The organism is Ruegeria sp. BG10 (assembly GCF_056538575.1).
The window spans coordinates 34,445-54,939 of the sequence record NZ_JBQFTI010000005.1 but is presented as its reverse complement, the minus strand read 5'-3'; the positions used below and the strand labels follow the sequence as shown (position 1 = coordinate 54,939).

The window sequence follows — 20,495 nt, the reverse complement described above, 5'->3', positions numbered from 1 at the left end:
ACATATGGCCGGTGTAGAGCTCAGAAACCTGTCGAAATCATACGGAAATGTCGAGGTTCTTCACGATATCAACCTGTCGATCGAGGATGGTGAATTCATCGTGTTTGTCGGCCCCTCGGGATGTGGGAAATCCACATTGCTGCGCATGATCGCAGGGCTGGAAGAGGTGACTGGCGGCGACCTGATGATCGGCGATCAGCGCGCCAACGATCTGTCGCCACGCCAGCGCGACATCGCAATGGTGTTTCAGTCATACGCGCTTTATCCGCAGATGACGGTCGCCGAGAATATGGGGTTCTCGCTCAGCCTGGAACGCCGGCCCAAGGGTGAGATCGCGCAGAAGGTGCAGGAAGCGGCAGACGCCCTGCAGCTTGGCCCGTATCTTGACCGCAAGCCCGGGCAATTGTCAGGCGGACAGCGCCAGCGGGTTGCCATCGGGCGCGCCATCGTCCGCAAGCCGCAGGTCTTTCTATTGGATGAGCCATTGTCGAATCTTGATGCCGCCCTGCGGTCGGAAACGCGTGTCGAAATCAGCGAACTGCATCAGCGCATGAAAACAACGATGATCTACGTCACCCATGATCAGGTCGAGGCGATGACCATGGCAGACCGGATCGTGGTTCTGAACGGCGGCTACATAGAACAGGTCGGCAGTCCGATGGAGTTGTACAACCACCCGGCGACCGAATTTGTCGCGGGCTTCATCGGATCGCCCAAAATGAACTTTGTCAAAGGGCGCTTTGCCGAGGCCGTCGGCGCAGAAACACTTGGCGTCCGGCCCGAGCATTTTACGCTCGGCGCTGGTGACAATGCATGGAAAGGCAAGGTCACGCTGGTCGAGCGTCTGGGGCATGACACAATCCTGTACGTGAAAGTCCCTGATGCCGGCGTTCTGACCATCAGCCTTGACGGGCAGCATGATCAACAGGTCGGCGACACTGTGTACTTGCAGCCGCAGGCGGAATTCATCCATAAATTCAACAGGGAAGGACGGCCGGTCGCGGCCTGATCGGCAGGAACAAAATATGCAGACAAAGCGTCCAACGGTCAAAGATGTTGCCAGGGAAGCAGGCGTTTCCATCGCGACCGTCAGCCGTGCCATGTCGCGCCCCAACGACGTCAGGCCCGCCACACGCGACCACGTGTTCGAGGTAATGAAGCGGCTGGGCTACCGGGCCAACCAGGCCGCCGGGGATCTTCGGCGGGGGCGCAGCAAGACATTGCTGGTTCTGGTTTCAGAAATCACCAATGCGTTTTTTGCCGAGTTCTTCAAAGGGATCGAGGAAGAAGCCCGCGCGCATGGCTATGTCCTTCTGATCGGCGACACCTCCGAAGACGCGGACAGCGAACGCGCGTTTTCGGACATGTTGCTGATGAATCAGGCGGGCGGGCTGATCCTGAATACCAACGGGTTTCTCGAAGACCTCCTGCCCAGCGACGCCCAGGGTACCTATTCCGGGCCGCCCGTTGTGTCTTGTGGCGGGCATAAGGAAATTGACCTGCCAACCGTCAGCACCGACGATGTAGAGGGCGGGCGGCTGGCCGCCAGCCACCTGATTCAGCTGGGGCACCGTGATATTGTGCAGGTCTGCGGCCATCTGCAAAGCAACGGTTTTGAGCGCCGGCATCGCGGTTTCTCCCAAACACTCAAGAACGCCGGCATCCCGGTTCAGCGCGACCGCGAAATGCAGGGGGCCCTGTCTGTCGACTACGGGCTAGACGCGGCGCGCCGTTTGATCGCAACGGGCAACCTGCCGACGGCCGTATTCGTGCATAATGACGAGACCGCGACAGGCTTGCTGCACGGGCTGGTCAGCGCCGGTGTGCGGGTGCCCGAGGACATCTCAGTGATCGGATATGACGACATGCCCTATGCGGCAATTTTCAATCCGGGACTGTCGAGCGTTCGCCTGCCGCGCCGCGAATGGGGCCGGCTGGCCTGCCGCAAACTCGTGTCCCTGCTGAACGGCGAGCCCGGCGCGGACCAGCCCGTCATCATCACGCCCGAACTGATCCCGCGCGCCAGCACCGCCGCCCCGCGTCCCGCATCCTGACAGAAGGAAGCCCATCGTGATCCGTACTGTTGTCTGGGGCGAAAACGTCCACGAGCGAACCAATGAAACCGTCGCGGGCATCTACCCTGAGGGGATGCACACCTGTATTGCCAGCGCCCTGAACCTTGCCCAAGATATACAGGCGACAACAGCAACACTGCAAGAACCGGAACACGGCCTGCCCCAATGGCGCCTCGACGAGACCGACGTGCTGCTCTGGTGGGGCCATGCCGCACATTCGGACGTGTTGGATATAGTAGTGGATCGCGTGGCCGAGGCCGTCTGGTCCGGCATGGGTCTGATCCTTCTGCATTCCGCGCATTTCTCGAAAATTTTCAAAAAGCTCATGGGAACCCCCTGCAACCTGACATGGCGCGAGGCCGGTGAGCGCGAACGCATCTGGATCACCGCCAAGGGGCACCCGATCACCCGCGGCCTGCCGGACCACTTCGAACTGGAGCAGGAAGAAATGTATGGCGAGCCGTTTGCTGTCCCTGAACCTTTAGAGACGGTGTTTGTCAGTTGGTTTCAGGGGGGCGAAGTGTTCCGGTCCGGCCTGACTTACCGCCGTGGTGCGGGAAACATCTTCTACTTTCGCCCCGGACACGAAACCTACCCAACCTATTATGACGAAAACATCCGCCGGATATTGCGAAACGCAGTACATTGGGCGCAACCCCAGACACCGCGCCTTGCAGAAGTCCTGGACGCACCGAACCGTACAGCAGAAAACGCGCTGGAATCTATTGAAGAGAGCGGACCGAAACTTCATACCGATGGCGACGGTGGGCTCCGATAGTATCGGGCACTCGGCACGGGTCTTCTCCGGATCAAACCTCCGGCATTGTGTCCTTCGTTGGTTGGTTCGGTTTCGGCTGATGGTGCGGCGCGCAGAACGCCACAAATTGGACCAAGGCAGACAGAAACGCCGAAAGCGCCTGCTGACGAAGGTGTCAATAAGAAAAATTCAGTTACTTGCGGCTTTGAATTCCCGCCAGGCTCAAACTGTTGGCGCGGTCATCAACGCGCGGCGGTCTGTCTGAACGACCGCACAAAGGTTCGGATCGCAGGATCCGCCGCAAACGGAGGAGCCGAGAGCGCATCGAAATCCGGTTTTTCGGACGGTGTACCGAGTAGATGCCGCGACAAGGCCGCTGCTAGGGCTGCGGTCTGTTTCGCGTCGCTGAGGGCCGAAGCCTCTAGGCTGGCCTGAACGGCCGTAAGGGCCTCTTCCTTGTTCCCAAGCGCCAGATGGCACAGGCACGCGGTCAGGTATTTGCGGCCCAGCTCAAGGCCCAGCCCAATATCATTGCTCTCTCCGATGGCGCGATGGATCAGGGTTTCGCCCTGCGCAACCGCGCCGGTACAGGCCGTGAAGAACCCGAAATAAGCCCGGAAAATCGGCTGCATCAGGCGCGCTTCGACGGTGTCCAGCAACCGACCTGCCGCCTCAAAAGAATCTCTCCCCTGCCCGATGTCACCGGCATGGGACAGAACCACACCGGCAGACAGCCGGGCGATGATATGCGCAAAAATGTCCTCCGACTGTTGCACCAGCTCCAGGGCCTCCAGCACCAGTGCCACGCTGTTCGGCACCTGGTCCAGGGACATCAGCGACCGCGCCCCATAGCTCATGGCCAGAACCGACAAGCTGGGGTTGACGCCAAGCTGGTTGTCGAATTTGCCGTTTTCAATCGCCCGAACAACCTGTTGCATGTTCAGCGCCGCAGTCTGATGCTCTTCGATACCGTAATTTGCCAGACCGCTGTGAAACGCGGCCCTAACCCTCAACACCTCATCTTCGGTTTCCTCAGCAATCTGCCTGATCTGGGCGGCACTTGTCAGGGCGGCGGAGTGCAGCCCCTGCAGCCAGAGCACATGGCTTTCGAACGCCAGTATGCGACCCTTCACGCGTGGGTGTTCATGTTCGATCAGCGCGTCGCTTGCCTGCTCGAGACATGCTTTGACTCCGTCAAGGTCGGCAATCTGATACAGCGGGTTCCGCATCTCCAGCAGGATTTTGACGCGCAGGCGGGACCGCAATTCTATGTCTTTCAGGTTTTTCGACGCACCCAGGGCCAGATCCAGCAATTCCAGCGCATGACTGTTCATCGCACGCTCATTCGACTCCATCGCCGCAGCCAGATACCCGTCGCAGGCTTCCTCCCACAAGTGACCGAAATAGGCGTGGCGCGCCTTAGAAAGCGCGCTGACTTTCTGACCAGCCGAAGAGAACGTCCGCAGGGCGCGATAGGCAGTGGCATGAAAGGCAACCCGGTCACGCTCGACAATCGAGTTTTCAGCGATTTCCCGAAACAGCGGGTGCTTGAAATGCAATCGGCGGTCAGGATGCGTCGTCGAACGCCCGAGAATCCCGTCATTGACCAGATCGCTGATTGTCGACAGGTCATACGCCAGATCGGCCAACACCTGAGACAGCAATGCCTCAGGCATCACCTCTCCCAGAATGGATGCAACTTTCAACGAGAGTTTTTGGGGCCGTGTCATTTGATCGATGCGCTCGGCGATAACCGCCTGCAGGAACGGTGTCTGTACCGTGAAATTCAGGTTGTCGGAGGCCTTCGGACCCGCGCGCGCATGTGTCATCGCGCTAACAATTTCGATCAAAAACAGCGGATTGCCTGCGGACTTCCGCACCATACTGCTCAGATCAGCCACCCGGTCAGAATCAGCGGTGTCCTGATCCCGAATAGTACCACTGATATCCGTCGCCAGTTGCGTGGCGGCGCCTTCCGGTAGGCCGCCAAGCTTCAGTATCTCGATGTTTTTGATGTCCCGCTCTAACAGACCCGCCACATTTTCCGGTCGGCAGGACAGGATGAAATTGCCCTTGAACGCCGACTCCGAGGACATGAGTTGAAAGAAAATTTCCTTGCTTTCGCTATCTAGTTCAAAAAATTCATCGATCAGGATCGCCGGAACCCCGTGCTGCTGCCGGAGCTGCAACAAGACTTCAAAACCGCGCCGGATTGTTGCGAGTTTTCGGGCAATTAGATCGATGAGATAACCGTCTTCGATTGTCCCGCGGTCTTCTTCTCCACCAAACAGCTCATAGTGCAGATTTCTTAGGCTGAGCTCATTGTCCTGCAACAATTTGTCCCGCGGTGTATCTTTCAGGGCGCTGCTCAGAAACCCGTCCTGATCGGTTGAGCTGGCGTCCGGAACCAGTTGTTCAACGCAGGCCCGGATGCCGGAACACGGGTCGAAATGACCATAAAACCCCCGGCAGAACAGCGCCGGGAATACATCTTCGGCGACCAGAATTTTGTGGCATTCTAAAATCAGCCTCGTTTTGCCGATTCCAGCATCTCCGGCGACGACAACGACTTTTCCGAGGTCGGAGGACCCAGCCCGGCAGATATCGATCAGGCGCAAAGTTTCATCTTCTCGCCCGATGAAAGGCGTTTGGACCCCGCGCAACGACTGCTGCGCGGTTCGGGACACCTGCACCAATCTGTAGACGGGCAGTGTATCGGTGATGCCGCGAATCTGTTGTTCGCCAAGGTCGTCAAAGAAAAACCCGTCAAAGGCCAGATCGCGGGTTAGACGATCTGTCAGCGCGATATCGGGCTCGGCCAGCGTTTGTAGCCGCGAGGCCAGATGAACCGATACGCCGGTGGCGTCATAATGCCAGCCTATATCGGTACTGACGGGCCTGACCAGCGTTTCACCGGTGCAAATCCCGATACGCACAGTGGTGCCCGGCAAGGGCCAATCCGCGCCCTTCGTCAATTCAATCATCTCCAAAGCCGCAAGGCAGGCATTTGCGGCATGTTTGGAATTCGCAACCGGGGCGCCGAACAGGAACAGGATTCCGTCGCCCGCGATAGTTGCGATAGTGCCCGAATGGCGATGCGCGATACCGGTCAGGGCCTCGCGACTCTCTTCGAGCAACAAGCTGGCTTTTTGGATTCCAATTTCGGAAATCGTCTCAAGAGAGCCGACAAGATCGACAAACAGAGACGTGACCAGCTTGAGCTCAGACCCGAACAACGCATTGGAATCGTTTTGTGTTTCCCGGGACGCCACTTGTTCCTAACCCCTGTCTGACAAAATATTCTTGTCGCCGATGCCGGTTTCTGCCAGTTTGAAAGCAGAAACAATTTCCACATACTTTTTGATTTTCGGCAACAGTTTTATACCGGGGGGATATGATATGGCCGACAATGATAACGAACCTACCATCGATGTACTGAACGGAATCTACCCGTTTTTGCCCGAGCGTCCGCTGGTGAGAATTTGCTATCCGCCGGGCACCTGCACCAAACAATCCTACGACTTTCCCTATGTTGTTATGGCAGCGACGCCTGGGACGTTGTCGATTTCGATAAATGGCGAAAGGCCGAAGGATCAGGAGTTCCTGGCAGGTGATCACTATGCCCGTGAGATACCAGAAGGCCGCGACGAATTCACCGTCGAAGTGTGCAACAACACGGATTACCCGATCATTATTTTCAAAGGATAGGGCAATCGCGGGATCGGCCTTTGACCTGACCTTTCCAGACCGCAGCATCTGCCGTCAACGATCGCCTGTCGTGCCGATCGTTGGACCCGAATTGCTGATGGTGGTCGTTACCAGTTTAGCTGCTTACGGTGCGTAATACCTGAGGAGGTGTTCGCGGAGGTGAATAGTGTTTGGTAGGAGGTTTGGGCGAGTGCCGAGGTGAGTCATTCTTGCGGTTCGACATCATCGATGTATTTATTCCTCGTTCAGAGCGATGGCAATTGCTACGGCCTTTCCGCCACCCTCGAAACCCGCGAACATCCGGGTTTTCCGGCCAAAGGCCAGCGGTTTGGCGGCGCGTTCCGCTAGTTTTTCGGTTCAAGATGGCCCTTTCGGTCAATAGTGAACGGATACCAGGCGTCTGGCCCGTGTCTGACCTTAGCGCCTTCGGATCTATTTAGCGGTATTTGAAAATACATTGCTAAATAGCCATTTCGCGTGTTGATATTGGAGAACGCATAGTGCTTCCAAAGGCTGAAAATCGTCGACCCGCGACTAATGACAGGTTTCACAACCTTTGGATGTCAGGCCCCACCACAGCAAACCAAAAACGACTTTGAAGGGGCGTTATGTGAAGCGATACCTGGTTGAATGCCTACGCATTGCTGCCGCTGGTGATGCTCGATGTTGCAAACGCGGCGAATGTCGGCTTGGTGGCCATCTCTTATCTTACCTAACGGTTTGCCGGCGCGGCTTATGTCGGGAAGGCCCCGCATGGTGTGATTTCGTCTAACTGAGATTGAATGTCTGCAAGTGGTGGCGGGGCGTATCGCCCCGCCGCTTCTGTTCGTGGGCCAGCAGGATTTGGACGAGCCAAACGCCCCTGGCCGTAAGGGGGAAAGCGCTGCCTTCCCCCTCGGGCAACCCTATTAGACAGGACCGTGTCCTCAGCTGCGCCTGCGGGCCGCACCACCCCTGTCGAATAGCATTGCCTCGCCCCCTTCCGCGTTCGCCACGTGGCAGATCAGCAGGAACAGGCGCCTTCGGCGTCTGATCTGCAAATCAGCCCTGATTCTTCCGAAAGGAGGTCAGGATCAACGAAATCGGTTTGGGCGATGGATGGAAGATGTGAGGCCAAAAAAGGAAAGGTTCTGTCGCTGGTGGCAAAACTATGTGTCGCCTCACAAAGGAAAAAATGGCGGACCGAGGAGGATTCGAACCCCCGACCCCTTGATTCGTAGTCAAGTACTCTATCCAGCTGAGCTATCGGTCCGCGTTGGTGAGGCGCTATGTAGACCCGGTGTTCAGGACGTGCAAGCCGATTCTGCAAAAATATTTTAAAAAGTCCCGTCGCCCCGCGGAAGCCGGATTTCAAATGTCGTGCCCTGCGGTCCGGTGTCGGCCAGAACCAGCTCACCGCCATGGCCGCGCACCAGTTCCTGTGAAATCGCCAGCCCAAGGCCCGAGCCGCCCTTGCGCACGCCGCCCTGAAACGGCGTGAACAGGTTTTCGCGCGCCTTGGGCGGCAGGCCGGGGCCGTTGTCCCTGATCTCGACGCACCAGTCATTTTCGTGCGCGCAACCCGCAATGGTGATCTTTCCAGGTTTGCCGGATGCCACCAATGCCTGGCGCGCGTTGCGGACAAGGTTCATCATGACCCTGAAAATCTGTTCGGGATCGGCGCGGGCCACCAGATCGCCGGGGACCTCATTCACGATCTCGACACAGGCGTCGGCTACGGCCATCTGTTCGCTGGCCACGACATCCTCGGCCACGTCTCGCAACGGCACCACGGTCAGAGTGGGCGCGGGCTCTTCCGCGCGCCCGAAGGCCAGCGTACTTTCGCACAGGGACACCGCACGTGTGATTGAATTCACCAGCTTGGGCGCCATGCGGCGCACCAGCGGATCGTCGCTGGCCTCGATCCGGTCGGTGAACAGCTGTGCGGATGTCAGAATATTCCGCAGATCGTGGCTGACCTTGGCAACCGCGCCGCCCAGCTGAGCCAGCCGTTCGCGCTGCTTCAGGGCCTGCGTCAGTTCGGTCTGCAACTGCTGCAACGCTTCTTCGGCCTCGCGCAGTTCCGTCACCCTTGAATCCGGTGAGATTATTCCCCGCGCGTCTTCCGGCGCGCTTGCATAGCGCTGCATATAGCCAACCACGCTTTTGATCGGCTTCACCAGCACGACCCGCACGGCCAGAAACAGGAAAAAGGCCGTGATGATTGAAATCACAAAAGACAGGCCCAGAATCCGCAGACCATAATCCGTCATCGCCATCCGCAAGGGCATGCTGTCTGTCGTCACTTCGATCAGCAGCCCCGCGCCCTTGACCGGTTCGCCGATCACGCGAATGACTTCGTTTTCCGGGGTGAACAGGCGGGTGACGGCGTCGCGGATCAGTATCCAAGGACCGGCATCGCGCAGGTCATAGGTCTTGGTGATCTGTTCCGGAATGGGCGAGGACAGCATCAGTTGCCGCACCTCGTCCCGCCGCAGCACGACGTTGTAGACGCCCGCATTGGCTAGCAACTCGGCCTCAAGATCCTCGGCCAGCATGTCGTCGGCCAACAGCGCCAGCGAGGCGATCTGGGCGCGCTCAAGCCGGTTCAGCAGGAAATCCTCGCGAAAGCGCGCAATCGAGGGGACAAAGATCAGGACTTCGGCCAACATCACGAAGACCGTCGTCAGGATCAGAAATCGGCCCGACAGCGAGTTCAAATTGCGTTCCCTTTCTGGTCAGGGCATCCAACGCTGGACGAACCTGACCACTCGTTTAACCGTTTGATTCTCAAACAGCCTTGGCGAGAAATAGGCACCCGCCACGCGTTTGTTAAGCTCTCCGATCGTCGGATAGGGTGAAACCATCGCGGCGATCTGTCCCATCTTCAGGTTATTGGCCAGCGCCAGCGACCACAAGTTGATCAGTTCGCCCGCCTGATGCCCCACGATTGTGGCGCCGACGGGACGGCCCTTGACGACCATGACCTTGATGAAGCCTTGCGTCTTGCGTTCTGTTATCGCCCGGTCGTTGTGGTGGTAGTCAAAGCGCGCAATCTCAACCTTACCGCCGTGTTGCGCGCGGGCTTGCTCCTCGGTCAGGCCGACCTGCGCCAGTTCCGGGTCGGTATAGGTGGCCCAGGGGATATGCGCGGTTTTCGCCCTGGACGGCAGGCCGAACAGCGCCGAGCGGATGATGATCCCTGCGTGATATCCGGCAACGTGGGTGAATTGCAGACCGCCCGCAACATCGCCGATGGCATATACCTTGCGGTTTGTGGTCCGCAGCGACTCGTCAACTTTGATCCCGGTGCGGGTGGGTTCGATCCCCGCCGCCTCAAGGTTCAGACGGTCGGTATTGGCCTTGCGCCCCACCGCCAGCAGCAGATGCGAGCCCGAATAGATGTCTCCGTTCTCGGTCACGACCTCAACCGCGCCTTCCCCACCGCGTATCTGCGCCACCATTGCCTGTTCTTGGATTGCGACACCCTCGTCGCGCAGCGTGTCCAGAACAAGCGCCGCGGCTTCGGGGTCGTCCTTGCCCAGAGCCTTTAAACCCTCGATAACCGTCACCTTGCAGCCCAGCCGGATATGAGCCTGTGCCATTTCCATTCCGATAGGGCCGCCGCCGATGATCAGCAGATGCGCGGGCATTTCCCGCAGGTCAAAGATAGTCTCATTGGTGTAGAACGGCACGTTGTCCAGCCCGGGGATCGGCGGCACCAAAGGCGACGACCCTGTGGCGATGACCACACGCCGCGCCGTAATCAGGTGATCGCCCGCCTGTACCTGGGTCGGAGAGACAAAGCTGCCATACTCCCGAATGACCTTCACGCCAAAGCCTTCGAACCGCTCCTGACTGTCCATCGGTTCTATCTGCGCGATGACGTCGTGGACATGATCCTTGGCGGCGGCATAGTCCACCTGTGGGGTGACATCCGCCACGCCCAACGCCGAAGTATGGGCCTGCGCGTACGCCGCCTTGCCGCTGGCGATCAGCGCCTTGGACGGCACGCAACCAAAGTTCAGACAGTCGCCGCCCATCTTGTGGCCTTCCAGAAGGATGACATCGGCCCCCATCTGGCTGGCGCCTGCGGCCACGGACAACCCGCCCGACCCGGCCCCGATCACCAGGATATCGGTTTTCAGTTCTTGCATGAATCAGGCGTCCTTTCGGCCACGCAGGGATTTGATGACAATCGGCAAAGCGGCCAGCACGCACAAGCCCAGGATGGGGCCGATGACGAAAGGTTCCCAAAGCAAGGACACATCCGGCGTACCGCCCCGGTCAAACACACCACCCAGCCCGACGCCGATCCAGGTGTAGACAATGCCGCCCGGGATGATGCCCAGCGCAGTGGTGAACAGGAAATTGCGGAACTTCACGCCCACCAGCGCAGGCACCAGGTTGGCGACGAAAAACGGCACAACGGGCACAAGGCGCAGCAGGAACAGCACCGGGATTTCATTCTCGCGCAACCCGTCTTTCAGTTTCTTGACCGTCCCTTCCGAGGATTCCAGACGCGCCGTCAGGGTCTCGCCCAGCCCCCAGCGCGCCGCCAGAAAAATCGCAGACGCACCAATGGTCGCCGCGAACACGTTGAAGACGGTTCCGGCGACAAGGCCGAACAGAAATCCGCCGGTCATCGAGGCCACCGCCGCCCCGGGCAGGGAAAAGGACACGATGACGATATAGATCGCCACAAAAGCAGCCGCCATCGACCAGTAGTTGGCATCGCGCCACGCCAACAGCGCCTCGCGGTTGTCGCGCAGCGTCTCGAAGGTCAGATAGTCGCCCAGGGTAAAGAACCCCACCGTCGCGACGGCGAGAATCACCAGCAAAGGGATATGCCGCGCAAGCCCGTTGCGCGGGGCCTGAGTCGTATCGCTCATAAGGCTGTCCGGTTTTGTGCGTTTCATTCTGCCCCCAACATGCGACACCGGCGGCTGCGGCAACAGGGGCCTCACGCTGCGTTGATGATTGGGGCCGGGAATGTGAGGGTTTGGGGCACCAAACCGGCCATTTTGAAACCTTTTGTGCGGCCGGATTACAGAATTGTTGCAAAAGGCGACAAAACCCCCACCTAGGGGTTTGACTTACCCCCCGCTACCCAGTAGAGGACGGGCTTCGAACACTTGGGCCAGGCGAATCCGCGCCGCACCCGACCGCTATAGATTGGAGACGGAGCGATGAAACGCACCTATCAGCCTTCGAACCTGGTTCGCAAACGCCGCCACGGTTTCCGCGCGCGCATGGCCACCAAGGCCGGCCGCAAGATCCTGAACGCGCGCCGCGCACGTGGCCGCAAATCGTTGAGCGCGTAAGCCGCTCGACCTTTCAGGTTATGAACATGACGCCGCCGGAGGCCCCTGAGGATGGTAGAAACCAGCCCGGGGATACGCCCCCGGCGGCGTCCGTTTGCGCGCCTGAAACTCTGACCGTCCTCCGGAAGCGGTCCGATTTCCTGAAGGCAGCCCGCGCGCGCAGGCAAGGCACGTCCTCGATGATGGTTCAGGCCCGCAAACGTGCGCTTGATGAGGCGGAGGGCATTCGGGTCGGCTTTACCTGCTCTAAGAAGGTCGGCAATGCCGTGGCCCGCAACCGCGCCAAACGGCGTTTGCGCGAAGCTGCGCGCGCTGTCCTGCCCGTGCACGGAATTGACGGGTGGGATTATGTGCTGATCGGACGGGAAGAAACCACGGCCGCGCGGCCTTATGCGGCGCTGCTGGACGATCTGCGCTATGCGCTGCGCAAAGTGCATAGCGCGCGCAAATGACCCTTCTCTCACATATCTTCGCTCTGCCGGTCCGCGCGTATAGGCTGGTGTTCAGCCCCTGGGTCGGGTTCAACTGCCGTTATCAGCCTACCTGCTCGGCCTATGCGCTTGAGGCGCTGGAGAAACACGGTGCGATCAAAGGCGCGTGGCTGGCGGCACGGCGAATTGGCCGGTGCCACCCCTGGGGCGGCGACGGGTATGACCCGGTCCCGGATCACAAGGATCATGACCACACATCCTGACCTCCGGTCAGACTTGACCGGCGCACGCCAGCGCTGAACAGTTGGACCTGTCGAACCCGAGGTCCAGATGACATCCAAAGCACGCCATTCCCTGCCCACGCACGAGGTCACGAACCAACCCCCTGCGCGCGGGGACCTTGACCTTTGGACCTCTGACCCAGCGTTGCAAGACACACTGCACGCGGCAGGCGGACGTCCAAGGCCGCTGGCGGTTTACGGTGAAACGCTGGGACGTGCCGAGACGCGCGATATGGCGCGCGATGCCAATCGTCATATTCCTGAACTCCGGCTGTTCGACCCGGGCGGCAGACGTCTGGACGAGGTTCGGTTCCACCCGGCCTATCATCAGATGATGCAGATCAGCCAGACGGCGGGCTACGCTGCACTGCCCTGGGACGGGGCGCCCGGTGGTCACGCGACTCATGCGGCGATGATCTACATGGCCAGTCAGGTCGAGCCCGGCCATTGCTGCCCGTTGACGATGACCTATGCGGCAGTCCCGGCCCTTGGGGCCAATGCTCAGATCGCCTCGGACTGGCAGCAGAAACTGACGGCCCGCAGCTATGACCCGGCGACGAAACCGGTCGAACACAAGTCCAGCGCCACTCTCGGGATGGCGATGACCGAGAAACAGGGCGGTTCCGACGTGCGCGCCAACTCAACTGTCGCCACACGGGATGGGGATCACTGGCGCCTGCGCGGGCATAAATGGTTCTGTTCGGCGCCGATGTCGGACGGGGTTCTGACTCTAGCACAGGCCCCCGGCGGGTTGACCTGCTTTCTCGTCCCCCGCTGGCTGGAAGATGAGCGCAACGCCATCCATCTGACGCGGCTGAAGGACAAGCTGGGCAACAAATCCAACGCGTCTGCGGAAATCGAATACCAGGACGCGCTGGCTTATCAGCTGGGGGATGAAGGCGCGGGTGTTCGCACCATACTTGAAATGGTGCACCACACCCGGCTCGACACCGCAATGGCCCCGGCCGGGTTGATGCGCGCAGCACTTACCGAAGCACACCACTGGGTGTCGCATCGCAACGCCTTTCAGCGCCGGCTGATAGACCAGCCTCTGATGCGGACCGTGCTGGCCGATCTGGTGCTGGACTGGGAAGGTGCGCTGACACTGGGGATGCGCGTCGCGCAGGCATTCGACAGCAACGCGCCGGAAGACAGGGCATTTGCCCGCATCAGCGTTGCCCTGGCCAAGTTCCTGAACAACAAGCGCTGCCCGGTCGTTGTTGCTGAGGCGATGGAAGTGCTGGGTGGCATGGGCTACGTCGAGGATACCCCCCTGCCTCTGCTGTACCGCGAGGCGCCGCTGAACGGCATCTGGGAAGGGTCGGGCAATGTGATCTGCCTTGATATCCTGCGCACGCTGACACGTGAGCCGCTGGCGACCGAAATGCTGCAATCCGAGCTGGATGCCGCCCAAGGGGATGACAGGCTCTATGACGCGGCCCTGACCGCCCATCGCGCCCGCTGGCCCGGCCCCCCGCCCGAGGCTGAGGCGCGCTGGTTCGCTGAGCGCACGGCGCTGTTGCTGACGGCCTCGCAAGTGTTGCGGCACGGGCCCGGCGCGGTGGCCGACGGTTTTATCTCGACCCGCCTTTCGGGCGACGGCGGGCGCGTCCCCGGGTCCGTCGCAGGGCTGGACACGGACGCGCTGCTGGCACGGCTGGGCTGAGCCGCCCACTTGCCCGGATGCGCCTTCTGCTGTAGGGGCTGCGCATGTTTGACGAAGCTGACGATATCCACCCGCTCTTTGCCGGCGCGCCCTCGACCATCGAGTTCAAGAAGCTGCGCAAACGCATCGTGCGCCAGACCCGTGAGGCCATCGAGCAATACGGGATGGTGGACCCGACTGCCCATGGCAAAGACGGCCAACCGCCCCGCTGGCTGGTCTGCCTGTCGGGCGGCAAGGACAGCTACACCCTGTTGGCGGTGCTTTACGAGCTGAAGTGGCGCGGCTTGCTGCCGGTTGACTTGCTGGCCTGCAATCTGGATCAGGGCCAGCCGGGTTTTCCCGCCACCGTTCTGCCTGAATTTCTGGAACGTATGGGTGTGCCCCATCGGATCGAATATCAGGACACCTATTCCGTCGTGATGGACAAGGTTCCGCAGGGTCGTACCTATTGCGCCCTGTGTTCGCGCCTGCGCCGCGGTAACCTCTACCGCATCGCACGCGAAGAGGGATGTTCCGCCGTGGTACTGGGCCATCACCGGGACGATATTCTTGAAACGTTCTTCATGAACCTGTTTCACGGCGGCCGTCTGGCGACCATGCCACCGAAACTGGTGAACGAAACAGGCGATCTGTTCGTGTTCCGTCCCCTCGCCCATGTGGCCGAGGCCGATTGCGAGAAATTCGCCACCGCCATGAATTACCCCATCATCCCCTGCGACCTGTGTGGCAGTCAGGACGGGTTGCAGCGCCAACAGGTGAAGCGGATTCTGGATCAGTGGGAAAAGAACAGCCCCGGTCGACGTCAGGTGATGTTCCGGGCGTTAACCAACGCGCGGCCGTCGCATCTGCTGGATCCGAAACTGTTTGATTTCCAGAACCTTGCCCTGAATCCCGGCAAAACTGGCGAAAATTCGGATGAAATTCCCCAGTTGCGTTAACGACTGACTCAGATTGGTTTTCTACGGTTGCCTTATGCGTGCGATGCCAAAGGTAAAGGCCCTGAAAACCGATGTGGAAACATATCTCAGTTAACCGAGCTCTTGATTCACTTGCCTCCGTCCTGAGCGGGCCGCCAGCGCTGGCATTTGCTCCGGCAATCAGCCTGGCCGCGTTCTGGATTGGCGGGGAACGTGCGCTTGTCATCGTTGCGCTGGGCCTGCCGCTTGTTCTGTCGGTGGTTTTTGCCATCAGCGCCAGGGCCGAGGCGCGAAGGCTCCGCCGCGGTCCGACCAGCGGGCTGATGCCCATCGACGTCTTTGCCGCCCGCATGGAAAGGATATTCGCCGATGCAGGCAATCGCGGTGAAAACTCGGCCTGTATGATCGTGGCGCTGGACGATTACTCCGACTTCCTGGACCTGCATGGCAACGCCGCCGCCGGCCACCTGACCCAGCAATTCAGCACCCGCGTCCTGTCGGTCATCCGCTCTCAGGACCTTGTGACGCTGCTGGACCAGAACAAGATTGCCATTGGTTTGCACCCGTCCCAACACCTTGATCTTGAGGCCTGCATTCAGATGTCCGGCAGGATACAATCCGTGGTCGAGGACCCGGTTACCCTGAACGGCGCGGGCGTCTATGTGTCCTGTTCGATCGGGTTCAGCTTGCTGTCCGGCATCGGGGAAAGAGGGTTTGAAGGCTGGATCGACGCAGCCTCGGACGCTTTGGCAGAAGCGCAAAGAAACGGGCCATCCACCATTCGCGCCTATTCCAGCGAAACCCGCCGCCGCTCGCGCATCCGGGCCAATTTGCGAAAGGAATTCGAGACCGCGTTGGACAACGGCGAGATACGGCCGTGGTTTCAGCCGCAAATTTCGTCGGATACCGGCCGGGTCACGGGGTTTGAGGCGCTGGCAAGGTGGGAGCATCCGCAAAAGGGCGTCCTCGGACCACAGGTTTTTCTGCCCTTTGCCGAACAGGCGGAATTGATGGAACGCTTTGGTCAGGCCATGCGTCACCACGCCTTTGCAGCCCTGCGTGCCTGGGACGGCGCCGGGGTCGCGGTTCCCCGGATCGGCGTGAATTTCTCATCCGACGAACTGCGCGACCCCACTCTGATTGACCGGTTGAAATGGGAACTGGATCAGAATGACCTCACCCCCGACCGGCTGGCGGTCGAGGTTCTGGAAACTGTGTTCTCCCGAAGACCAGATGATGTGATTACCCGCGCCGTCACCAGTTTGTCCGACCTGGGGTGCTGTATAGATCTGGACGATTTCGGCACCGGCCATGCCTCGATCGCGTCCATCAAGCGCTTTGACGTATCGCGCATCAAGATCGACCGAACCTTTGTGGCCAAAGCGGATCGCGACGCCAGTCAGCAACAACTGGTCAGCGCCATCCTGACCATGGCAGAGCGGCTGAATGTCGAAACTCTGGCCGAGGGTGTCGAAACGCCGGGCGAACACGCTTTGATGGCCCAGTTGGGATGCGACCATGTTCAGGGGTTCGGGATCGGCAAGCCAATGCCGTTCGAAAAGACGCTGGACTGGATCGCTGCGCATCAGAACAAGGTCAACGGCGTTCCGAAGATCGGTCGTCAAACGGGCTCGTAATCGCTGTTTTACCCCACTGAAACGCGATCCGTGACGAAATGACGGGCGAATCCGCTTGACCTTTGGCCCTGCACTCTGTTGAACCCACCGGGTGTGTTTCACTGCTTAAGGTGGCTGTCCCCGATGGACGATCAGAACAAGAATCTCATCCTCGCAACCGCGCTCAGCTTTCTCGTGATCCTTGTGTGGTTCGTTTTGTTCCCACCGCCCGAGCAAGTCCCCGCGCCGGATCAGACCGAGATCAGCGTCACGGAAGGCAACGAGGTTCAGACCCCGAGCGCCTCGGATGTCGGCACCGTCGGCGAAGCCACGGCCACTGCAGAGGAAACACTGCCTGAAACACAAGCGCCGCGCATTCAGATCGACACCCCTCGCCTGAAGGGCAGCCTGTCGCTGTCAGGCGGACGGATCGATGAACTGTTCCTGAAGGACTACAAGGTCTCCATCGACAAAGGTGCGCCCATCGTCGAACTGCTGTCCCCGGTAGGATCGGACTCTGCCTATTACGCTTTGTACGGCTGGGCTCCGGGAACCGGTCTGACCGGCGCTGACGTGCCCGGACCCAATACGCTGTGGACTGTGGAAAGCGGCGAGGCTCTGGCCCCTGACACCCCGGTCACCCTGAAATGGGACAATGACAACGGCCTGACCTTCCGCCGCACCGTTTCGGTTGACGATGACTATATGTTTACCGTCACCCAATCCGTCGAAAACACCACCCAGGCCGAGGTTGGCATGGCCCCCTACGGCATTCTGGCCCGCCATGGTATTGGCGAGGACGGCGACCTGCCCGGCCTGAAGAACTTCTTCATCCTGCATGAAGGCGTGATGGTCATGGCCGATGGTGTTCTGGATGAAATCGATTATGGCGATGTGCGCGATTTCGACATCGACCCCAACGAACGCGCCCAGGCAGAAGTCTTTCAGGTCAAAGAGGGCGGCTGGGTCGGCTTCACCGATCACTATTGGATGACCACCCTGATCCCCGCCGAGGGCTCGACCTTTAAGGCGGCCGCAAAATACGACGCCCGCCGCAAAATCTACCAGACCGAAACGGTGCTGCCGACCCTGACCGTTGCGCCCGGTGCAACCGAAGAGGTCACCACACAGCTGTTCGCCGGTGCCAAGGAATGGGAAACCATACGCGAATACCAGAAAGAAGGCGTTCAGAAGTTCATCGACAGCATCGACTGGGGTTGGTTCTATTTCCTGACCAAGCCGATCTTCTGGCTGCTGCACAACATCAACGCCCTGATCGGCAATATGGGCTGGTCGATCATCGGCCTGACCCTGATCATCAAGGCAATCCTGTTCCCGCTGGCGTTCAAATCCTACGTTTCGATGGCGAAAATGAAGGAACTGCAGCCGCAGATGGAAGCCCTGAAAGAGGCGGCGGGCGACGACCGCCAGAAGATGCAGCAGGGCATGATGGAGCTGTACAAGAAGGAAAAGGTAAATCCGGCCGCGGGCTGCTTGCCGATCCTGCTGCAGATCCCAATCTTCTTCTCGCTCTACAAGGTGATTTTCGTCACAATCGAACTGCGTCAGGCCCCGTGGTTCGGCCCGTTCCAGGACCTCAGCGCGCCCGACCCGACCTCGATCATGAACCTGTTTGGTCTGTTGCCCTGGGCCGGCCCGCAACCTGAAACCCTGATGGCGCTGATCTTTATCGGGATTCTGCCCCTGCTTCTGGGTATCTCGATGTGGCTGCAGCAAAAGCTGAACCCGGCGCCAACTGACCCGACCCAGGCGATGATCTTTGCCTGGATGCCGTGGGTGTTCATGTTCATGCTGGGCGGCTTTGCCAGCGGTCTGGTGGTCTACTGGATCGCGAACAACACCATCACTTTCACGCAGCAGTACCTGATCATGCGCAGTCAGGGCTATAAGCCGGACGTGTTCGGTAACATTAAATCCGGCTTCAAGCGTACGCCAAAAACGGATGATAAATGACTGCTGAAGTGACCCAGCTTTGGCGGCACCCGATCAAAAGCCATGGTCGCGAAGCCGTAGATACCGTAACCGTGACCCCCGGGCAGACCATGCCCGGGGATCGCGTTTGGGCGGTCGCGCATGAGGCGTCCAAGGCTGATGGCTCGGAATGGGTCCCTTGCGCCAATTTCAGCCGGGGTGCGAAAGCGCCGCAGTTGATGGCGATTTCGGCGCGGCTGAACGGCGAAACGCTGACGTTAAGCCATCCGGAACGCCCGGACCTGACCTTTGATCCCGACAGCGAAACACAGGCGTTTCTGGATTGGGTTAAGCCCCTGATGCCCGCGGATCGGGCCGCCTCGGCCCGGATCATCCGGGCACCGGGCAGGGGAATGACCGACAGCGATTTCCCGTCGATCAGCCTGTGCAACATGGCGTCTCACCGCGCTGTTGGGCAAAAGCTGAGTCAGGACCTGTCCATTCACCGCTGGCGCGGCAACATCTGGTTCGATGGCCACCCCCTGTGGGAAGAGTTCGACTGGCTTGGCCGTGAGGTCCAGATCGGCGAGGCCGTGTTCCATGTGCGCGAACGCATCACCCGGTGTCTGGCGACGACGGCCAATCCGGAAACCGGCGCGCGCGATGCCGATACGCTTGGCGCGCTCGAAACATGGGGCCATCAGGATTTCGGCGTCTATACCGAGGTTGTCCGCGGCGGTGCGATCTCGGTCGGTGACAAGGTATATCTGATATGAGCACCCTTCCCTTCCCTCTGGCAGAACATCCCGACGATGCCGCGCTTGAGCGTGGCCGCAAGCTGTTCGCGGGTCCGTCTGAGTTTGTCAAAGGTGTGGTGGCCATGGACGGCCTGCCCGCGCCCGACCGGCTGGAGGTCTGTTTTGCCGGCCGTTCCAACGTGGGCAAGTCCAGCCTGATCAACGCGCTGACCGGCACCAAGGGGCTGGCACGTGCGTCGAACACGCCGGGCCGCACGCAAGAGATCAACTTTTTCACCCAGGGCCCCGACCTGTATCTGGTGGACCTGCCCGGCTATGGCTATGCCAACGCGCCGGTCAAGGTGGTGGAAAAGTGGCAGCGGCTGCTGAAACAGTATCTGAGCGGACGTCAGACCCTGCGTCGCGCCTTTGTCCTGATCGATTCACGCCATGGGGTCAAACCCGTCGATGCCGAGATCATGAAGCTGCTGGATACCAGCGCCGTGACGTTTCAGTGCGTGATGACCAAGGCCGACAAGGTGAAGGCCAATGATCGTGCGAAGGTTCTGGACCAGGTGCGCGGGGCGTTGTCGAAACATCCGGCGGCCTTTCCTGAAATCGTTCTGACCTCATCTGAAAAGGGCGACGGGATACCGACGCTGCGCTCGATCGTCGCCCATCTGGAATGACCCTGCCGCTGCGCTTCTTCACTTTGCTGACAACGCTGGCGCTGTTGCTGACCGGCGCCATACCGCAGGGCTGGATGCCGGCGATGGGCAATGACGGCAAAGTCCTGCTGGTTCTTTGCACCGGTGAAGGCACGGTCGAGCAATAACACTGCTGCGCAAAAATTCTACTTCGCCGCGTGGCGGTGGCATTTCTACACGGGAATATTTGTGATCCCCTTCCTGATCATTCTGGCTGTCTCTGGCCTGATGATGATGTTCATCACCCAGTTCGACGGTCGCGATAGGGAAAAGATCGCCGTCCCGGTCGCTCCCTGGCAGGGTGCGGCCCCTTTGGAACACGGGTTTCAGCGATCCGGTCTTGGCAGCACCCCTCAAAGGTCCTA

18 protein-coding genes, 1 tRNA gene and 1 pseudogene are annotated in these 20,495 nt (G+C 59.9%); 15 read left to right on the top strand and 5 right to left on the bottom strand.

Translation table 11 applies throughout. The annotated features are described in order from the left end of the window. Window positions 1–4: 4 nt before the first annotated feature. Genes ACR0D8_RS17305 through ACR0D8_RS17295 form a run of 3 tightly spaced genes read left to right on the top strand, consistent with a single transcriptional unit; the run spans window position 5 to window position 2,853 of the window. Window positions 5–1,009 (top strand): ABC transporter ATP-binding protein, encoded by a 1,005-nt coding sequence (locus ACR0D8_RS17305; protein ID WP_480648348.1) that lies wholly within the window; start codon window positions 5–7, stop codon window positions 1,007–1,009. A gap of 16 nt (window positions 1,010–1,025) precedes the next feature. After that, the gene (locus tag ACR0D8_RS17300; RefSeq protein ID WP_480648346.1) at window positions 1,026–2,054 is read left to right on the top strand and encodes a LacI family DNA-binding transcriptional regulator; all 1,029 of its coding nucleotides are present in this window, start codon (window positions 1,026–1,028) and stop codon (window positions 2,052–2,054) included. 16 nt (window positions 2,055–2,070) lie between these two features. Beyond that, window positions 2,071–2,853, top strand: a complete 783-nt coding sequence (locus ACR0D8_RS17295; RefSeq protein WP_480648344.1) for a ThuA domain-containing protein — start codon at window positions 2,071–2,073, stop codon at window positions 2,851–2,853. Between the two features lie 221 nt (window positions 2,854–3,074). Here ACR0D8_RS17295 and ACR0D8_RS17290 read toward each other — a convergent pair whose 3' ends face one another. After that, window positions 3,075–6,104 carry an ATP-binding protein gene (locus tag ACR0D8_RS17290; RefSeq protein WP_480648343.1) on the bottom strand — a complete coding sequence of 1,010 codons (3,030 nt, stop codon included), beginning with the start codon at window positions 6,102–6,104 and terminating at the stop codon, window positions 3,075–3,077. Window positions 6,105–6,231: 127 nt separating this feature from the next. On the opposite strand from ACR0D8_RS17290, the gene ACR0D8_RS17285 reads away from it, so the two are divergent. Next, window positions 6,232–6,540 (top strand): cupin domain-containing protein, encoded by a 309-nt coding sequence (locus ACR0D8_RS17285; protein WP_480648341.1) that lies wholly within the window; start codon window positions 6,232–6,234, stop codon window positions 6,538–6,540. A 1,175-nt stretch (window positions 6,541–7,715) separates the two neighbouring features. Here the strand turns inward: ACR0D8_RS17285 and ACR0D8_RS17280 are convergent. The 4 genes from ACR0D8_RS17280 to ACR0D8_RS17265 all read right to left on the bottom strand — a co-directional run bounded on the left by ACR0D8_RS17280 (window position 7,716) and on the right by ACR0D8_RS17265 (window position 11,411). Then, window positions 7,716–7,792 (bottom strand) — tRNA-Arg (locus tag ACR0D8_RS17280). Between the two features lie 64 nt (window positions 7,793–7,856). After that, window positions 7,857–9,239 carry an ATP-binding protein gene (locus ACR0D8_RS17275; protein ID WP_480648339.1) on the bottom strand — a complete coding sequence of 461 codons (1,383 nt, stop codon included), beginning with the start codon at window positions 9,237–9,239 and terminating at the stop codon, window positions 7,857–7,859. An 18-nt stretch (window positions 9,240–9,257) separates the two neighbouring features. After that, the gene (locus tag ACR0D8_RS17270) at window positions 9,258–10,676 is read right to left on the bottom strand and encodes a dihydrolipoyl dehydrogenase family protein (protein WP_480648337.1); all 1,419 of its coding nucleotides are present in this window, start codon (window positions 10,674–10,676) and stop codon (window positions 9,258–9,260) included. A gap of 3 nt (window positions 10,677–10,679) precedes the next feature. Then, window positions 10,680–11,411, bottom strand: coding sequence for a TVP38/TMEM64 family protein (locus ACR0D8_RS17265; RefSeq protein ID WP_480648723.1), 732 nt, complete (start codon window positions 11,409–11,411; stop codon window positions 10,680–10,682). Between the two features lie 297 nt (window positions 11,412–11,708). On the opposite strand from ACR0D8_RS17265, the gene rpmH reads away from it, so the two are divergent. The 11 genes and pseudogenes from rpmH to ACR0D8_RS17210 form a co-directional block, all read left to right on the top strand. Further along, window positions 11,709–11,843, top strand: a complete 135-nt coding sequence (gene rpmH / locus ACR0D8_RS17260) for a 50S ribosomal protein L34 (protein WP_005980833.1) — start codon at window positions 11,709–11,711, stop codon at window positions 11,841–11,843. A 26-nt stretch (window positions 11,844–11,869) separates the two neighbouring features. Continuing rightward, window positions 11,870–12,295, top strand: coding sequence for a ribonuclease P protein component (gene rnpA / locus ACR0D8_RS17255; RefSeq protein WP_480648335.1), 426 nt, complete (start codon window positions 11,870–11,872; stop codon window positions 12,293–12,295). Next, on the top strand, window positions 12,292–12,537 hold the full coding sequence (gene yidD / locus ACR0D8_RS17250; RefSeq protein ID WP_480648333.1) for a membrane protein insertion efficiency factor YidD: 246 nt from the start codon (window positions 12,292–12,294) through the stop codon (window positions 12,535–12,537). The genes rnpA and yidD overlap by 4 nt, the downstream gene beginning before the upstream one ends. 67 nt (window positions 12,538–12,604) lie before the next feature. Further along, a complete protein-coding gene (locus ACR0D8_RS17245; protein ID WP_480648331.1) occupies window positions 12,605–14,221 on the top strand; it encodes an acyl-CoA dehydrogenase family protein in 1,617 nt (538 codons plus the stop codon). Between the two features lie 44 nt (window positions 14,222–14,265). Continuing rightward, window positions 14,266–15,159, top strand: coding sequence for a tRNA 2-thiocytidine(32) synthetase TtcA (gene ttcA, locus ACR0D8_RS17240; protein ID WP_480648329.1), 894 nt, complete (start codon window positions 14,266–14,268; stop codon window positions 15,157–15,159). A 71-nt stretch (window positions 15,160–15,230) separates the two neighbouring features. Then, window positions 15,231–16,775, top strand: a complete 1,545-nt coding sequence (locus ACR0D8_RS17235; RefSeq protein ID WP_480648327.1) for a putative bifunctional diguanylate cyclase/phosphodiesterase — start codon at window positions 15,231–15,233, stop codon at window positions 16,773–16,775. A 123-nt stretch (window positions 16,776–16,898) separates the two neighbouring features. Beyond that, entirely contained in the window at window positions 16,899–18,728 is a 1,830-nt protein-coding gene (gene yidC / locus ACR0D8_RS17230; RefSeq protein WP_480648325.1) for a membrane protein insertase YidC, read from the top strand. Continuing rightward, window positions 18,725–19,462: an MOSC domain-containing protein gene (locus ACR0D8_RS17225; RefSeq protein ID WP_480648323.1), complete on the top strand. Its 738-nt coding sequence runs from the start codon at window positions 18,725–18,727 to the stop codon at window positions 19,460–19,462. Before yidC ends, ACR0D8_RS17225 begins: the two co-directional genes overlap by 4 nt. Beyond that, window positions 19,459–20,112: a ribosome biogenesis GTP-binding protein YihA/YsxC gene (yihA, locus tag ACR0D8_RS17220; RefSeq protein ID WP_475157827.1), complete on the top strand. Its 654-nt coding sequence runs from the start codon at window positions 19,459–19,461 to the stop codon at window positions 20,110–20,112. The genes ACR0D8_RS17225 and yihA overlap by 4 nt, the downstream gene beginning before the upstream one ends. Further along, window positions 20,109–20,258, top strand: coding sequence for a hypothetical protein (locus ACR0D8_RS17215; RefSeq protein WP_480648321.1), 150 nt, complete (start codon window positions 20,109–20,111; stop codon window positions 20,256–20,258). Before yihA ends, ACR0D8_RS17215 begins: the two co-directional genes overlap by 4 nt. After that, window positions 20,203–20,418, top strand: a pseudogene (locus ACR0D8_RS17210) (PepSY-associated TM helix domain-containing protein); the annotation flags it as partial. The gene ACR0D8_RS17215 and the pseudogene ACR0D8_RS17210, both read left to right, overlap by 56 nt. Window positions 20,419–20,495: the final 77 nt, after the last annotated feature.

Bases quoted from the DNA above. Each gene is read 5' to 3' on its own strand.
- ttcA (WP_480648329.1), top strand. From the start codon at position 14,266: ATGTTTGACGAAGCTGACGATATCCACCCGCTCTTTGCCGGCGCGCCC.
- rnpA (WP_480648335.1), top strand. From the start codon at position 11,870: ATGACGCCGCCGGAGGCCCCTGAGGATGGTAGAAACCAGCCCGGGGAT.
- ACR0D8_RS17305 (WP_480648348.1), top strand. From the start codon at position 5: ATGGCCGGTGTAGAGCTCAGAAACCTGTCGAAATCATACGGAAATGTC.
- rpmH (WP_005980833.1), top strand. From the start codon at position 11,709: ATGAAACGCACCTATCAGCCTTCGAACCTGGTTCGCAAACGCCGCCAC.
- yidC (WP_480648325.1), top strand. From the start codon at position 16,899: ATGGACGATCAGAACAAGAATCTCATCCTCGCAACCGCGCTCAGCTTT.
- ACR0D8_RS17225 (WP_480648323.1), top strand. From the start codon at position 18,725: ATGACTGCTGAAGTGACCCAGCTTTGGCGGCACCCGATCAAAAGCCAT.
- ACR0D8_RS17245 (WP_480648331.1), top strand. From the start codon at position 12,605: ATGACATCCAAAGCACGCCATTCCCTGCCCACGCACGAGGTCACGAAC.
- yihA (WP_475157827.1), top strand. From the start codon at position 19,459: ATGAGCACCCTTCCCTTCCCTCTGGCAGAACATCCCGACGATGCCGCG.
- ACR0D8_RS17235 (WP_480648327.1), top strand. From the start codon at position 15,231: ATGTGGAAACATATCTCAGTTAACCGAGCTCTTGATTCACTTGCCTCC.
- ACR0D8_RS17265 (WP_480648723.1), bottom strand. From the start codon at position 11,411: ATGAGCGATACGACTCAGGCCCCGCGCAACGGGCTTGCGCGGCATATC.
- ACR0D8_RS17285 (WP_480648341.1), top strand. From the start codon at position 6,232: ATGGCCGACAATGATAACGAACCTACCATCGATGTACTGAACGGAATC.
- ACR0D8_RS17300 (WP_480648346.1), top strand. From the start codon at position 1,026: ATGCAGACAAAGCGTCCAACGGTCAAAGATGTTGCCAGGGAAGCAGGC.
- yidD (WP_480648333.1), top strand. From the start codon at position 12,292: ATGACCCTTCTCTCACATATCTTCGCTCTGCCGGTCCGCGCGTATAGG.
- ACR0D8_RS17270 (WP_480648337.1), bottom strand. From the start codon at position 10,676: ATGCAAGAACTGAAAACCGATATCCTGGTGATCGGGGCCGGGTCGGGC.
- ACR0D8_RS17215 (WP_480648321.1), top strand. From the start codon at position 20,109: ATGACCCTGCCGCTGCGCTTCTTCACTTTGCTGACAACGCTGGCGCTG.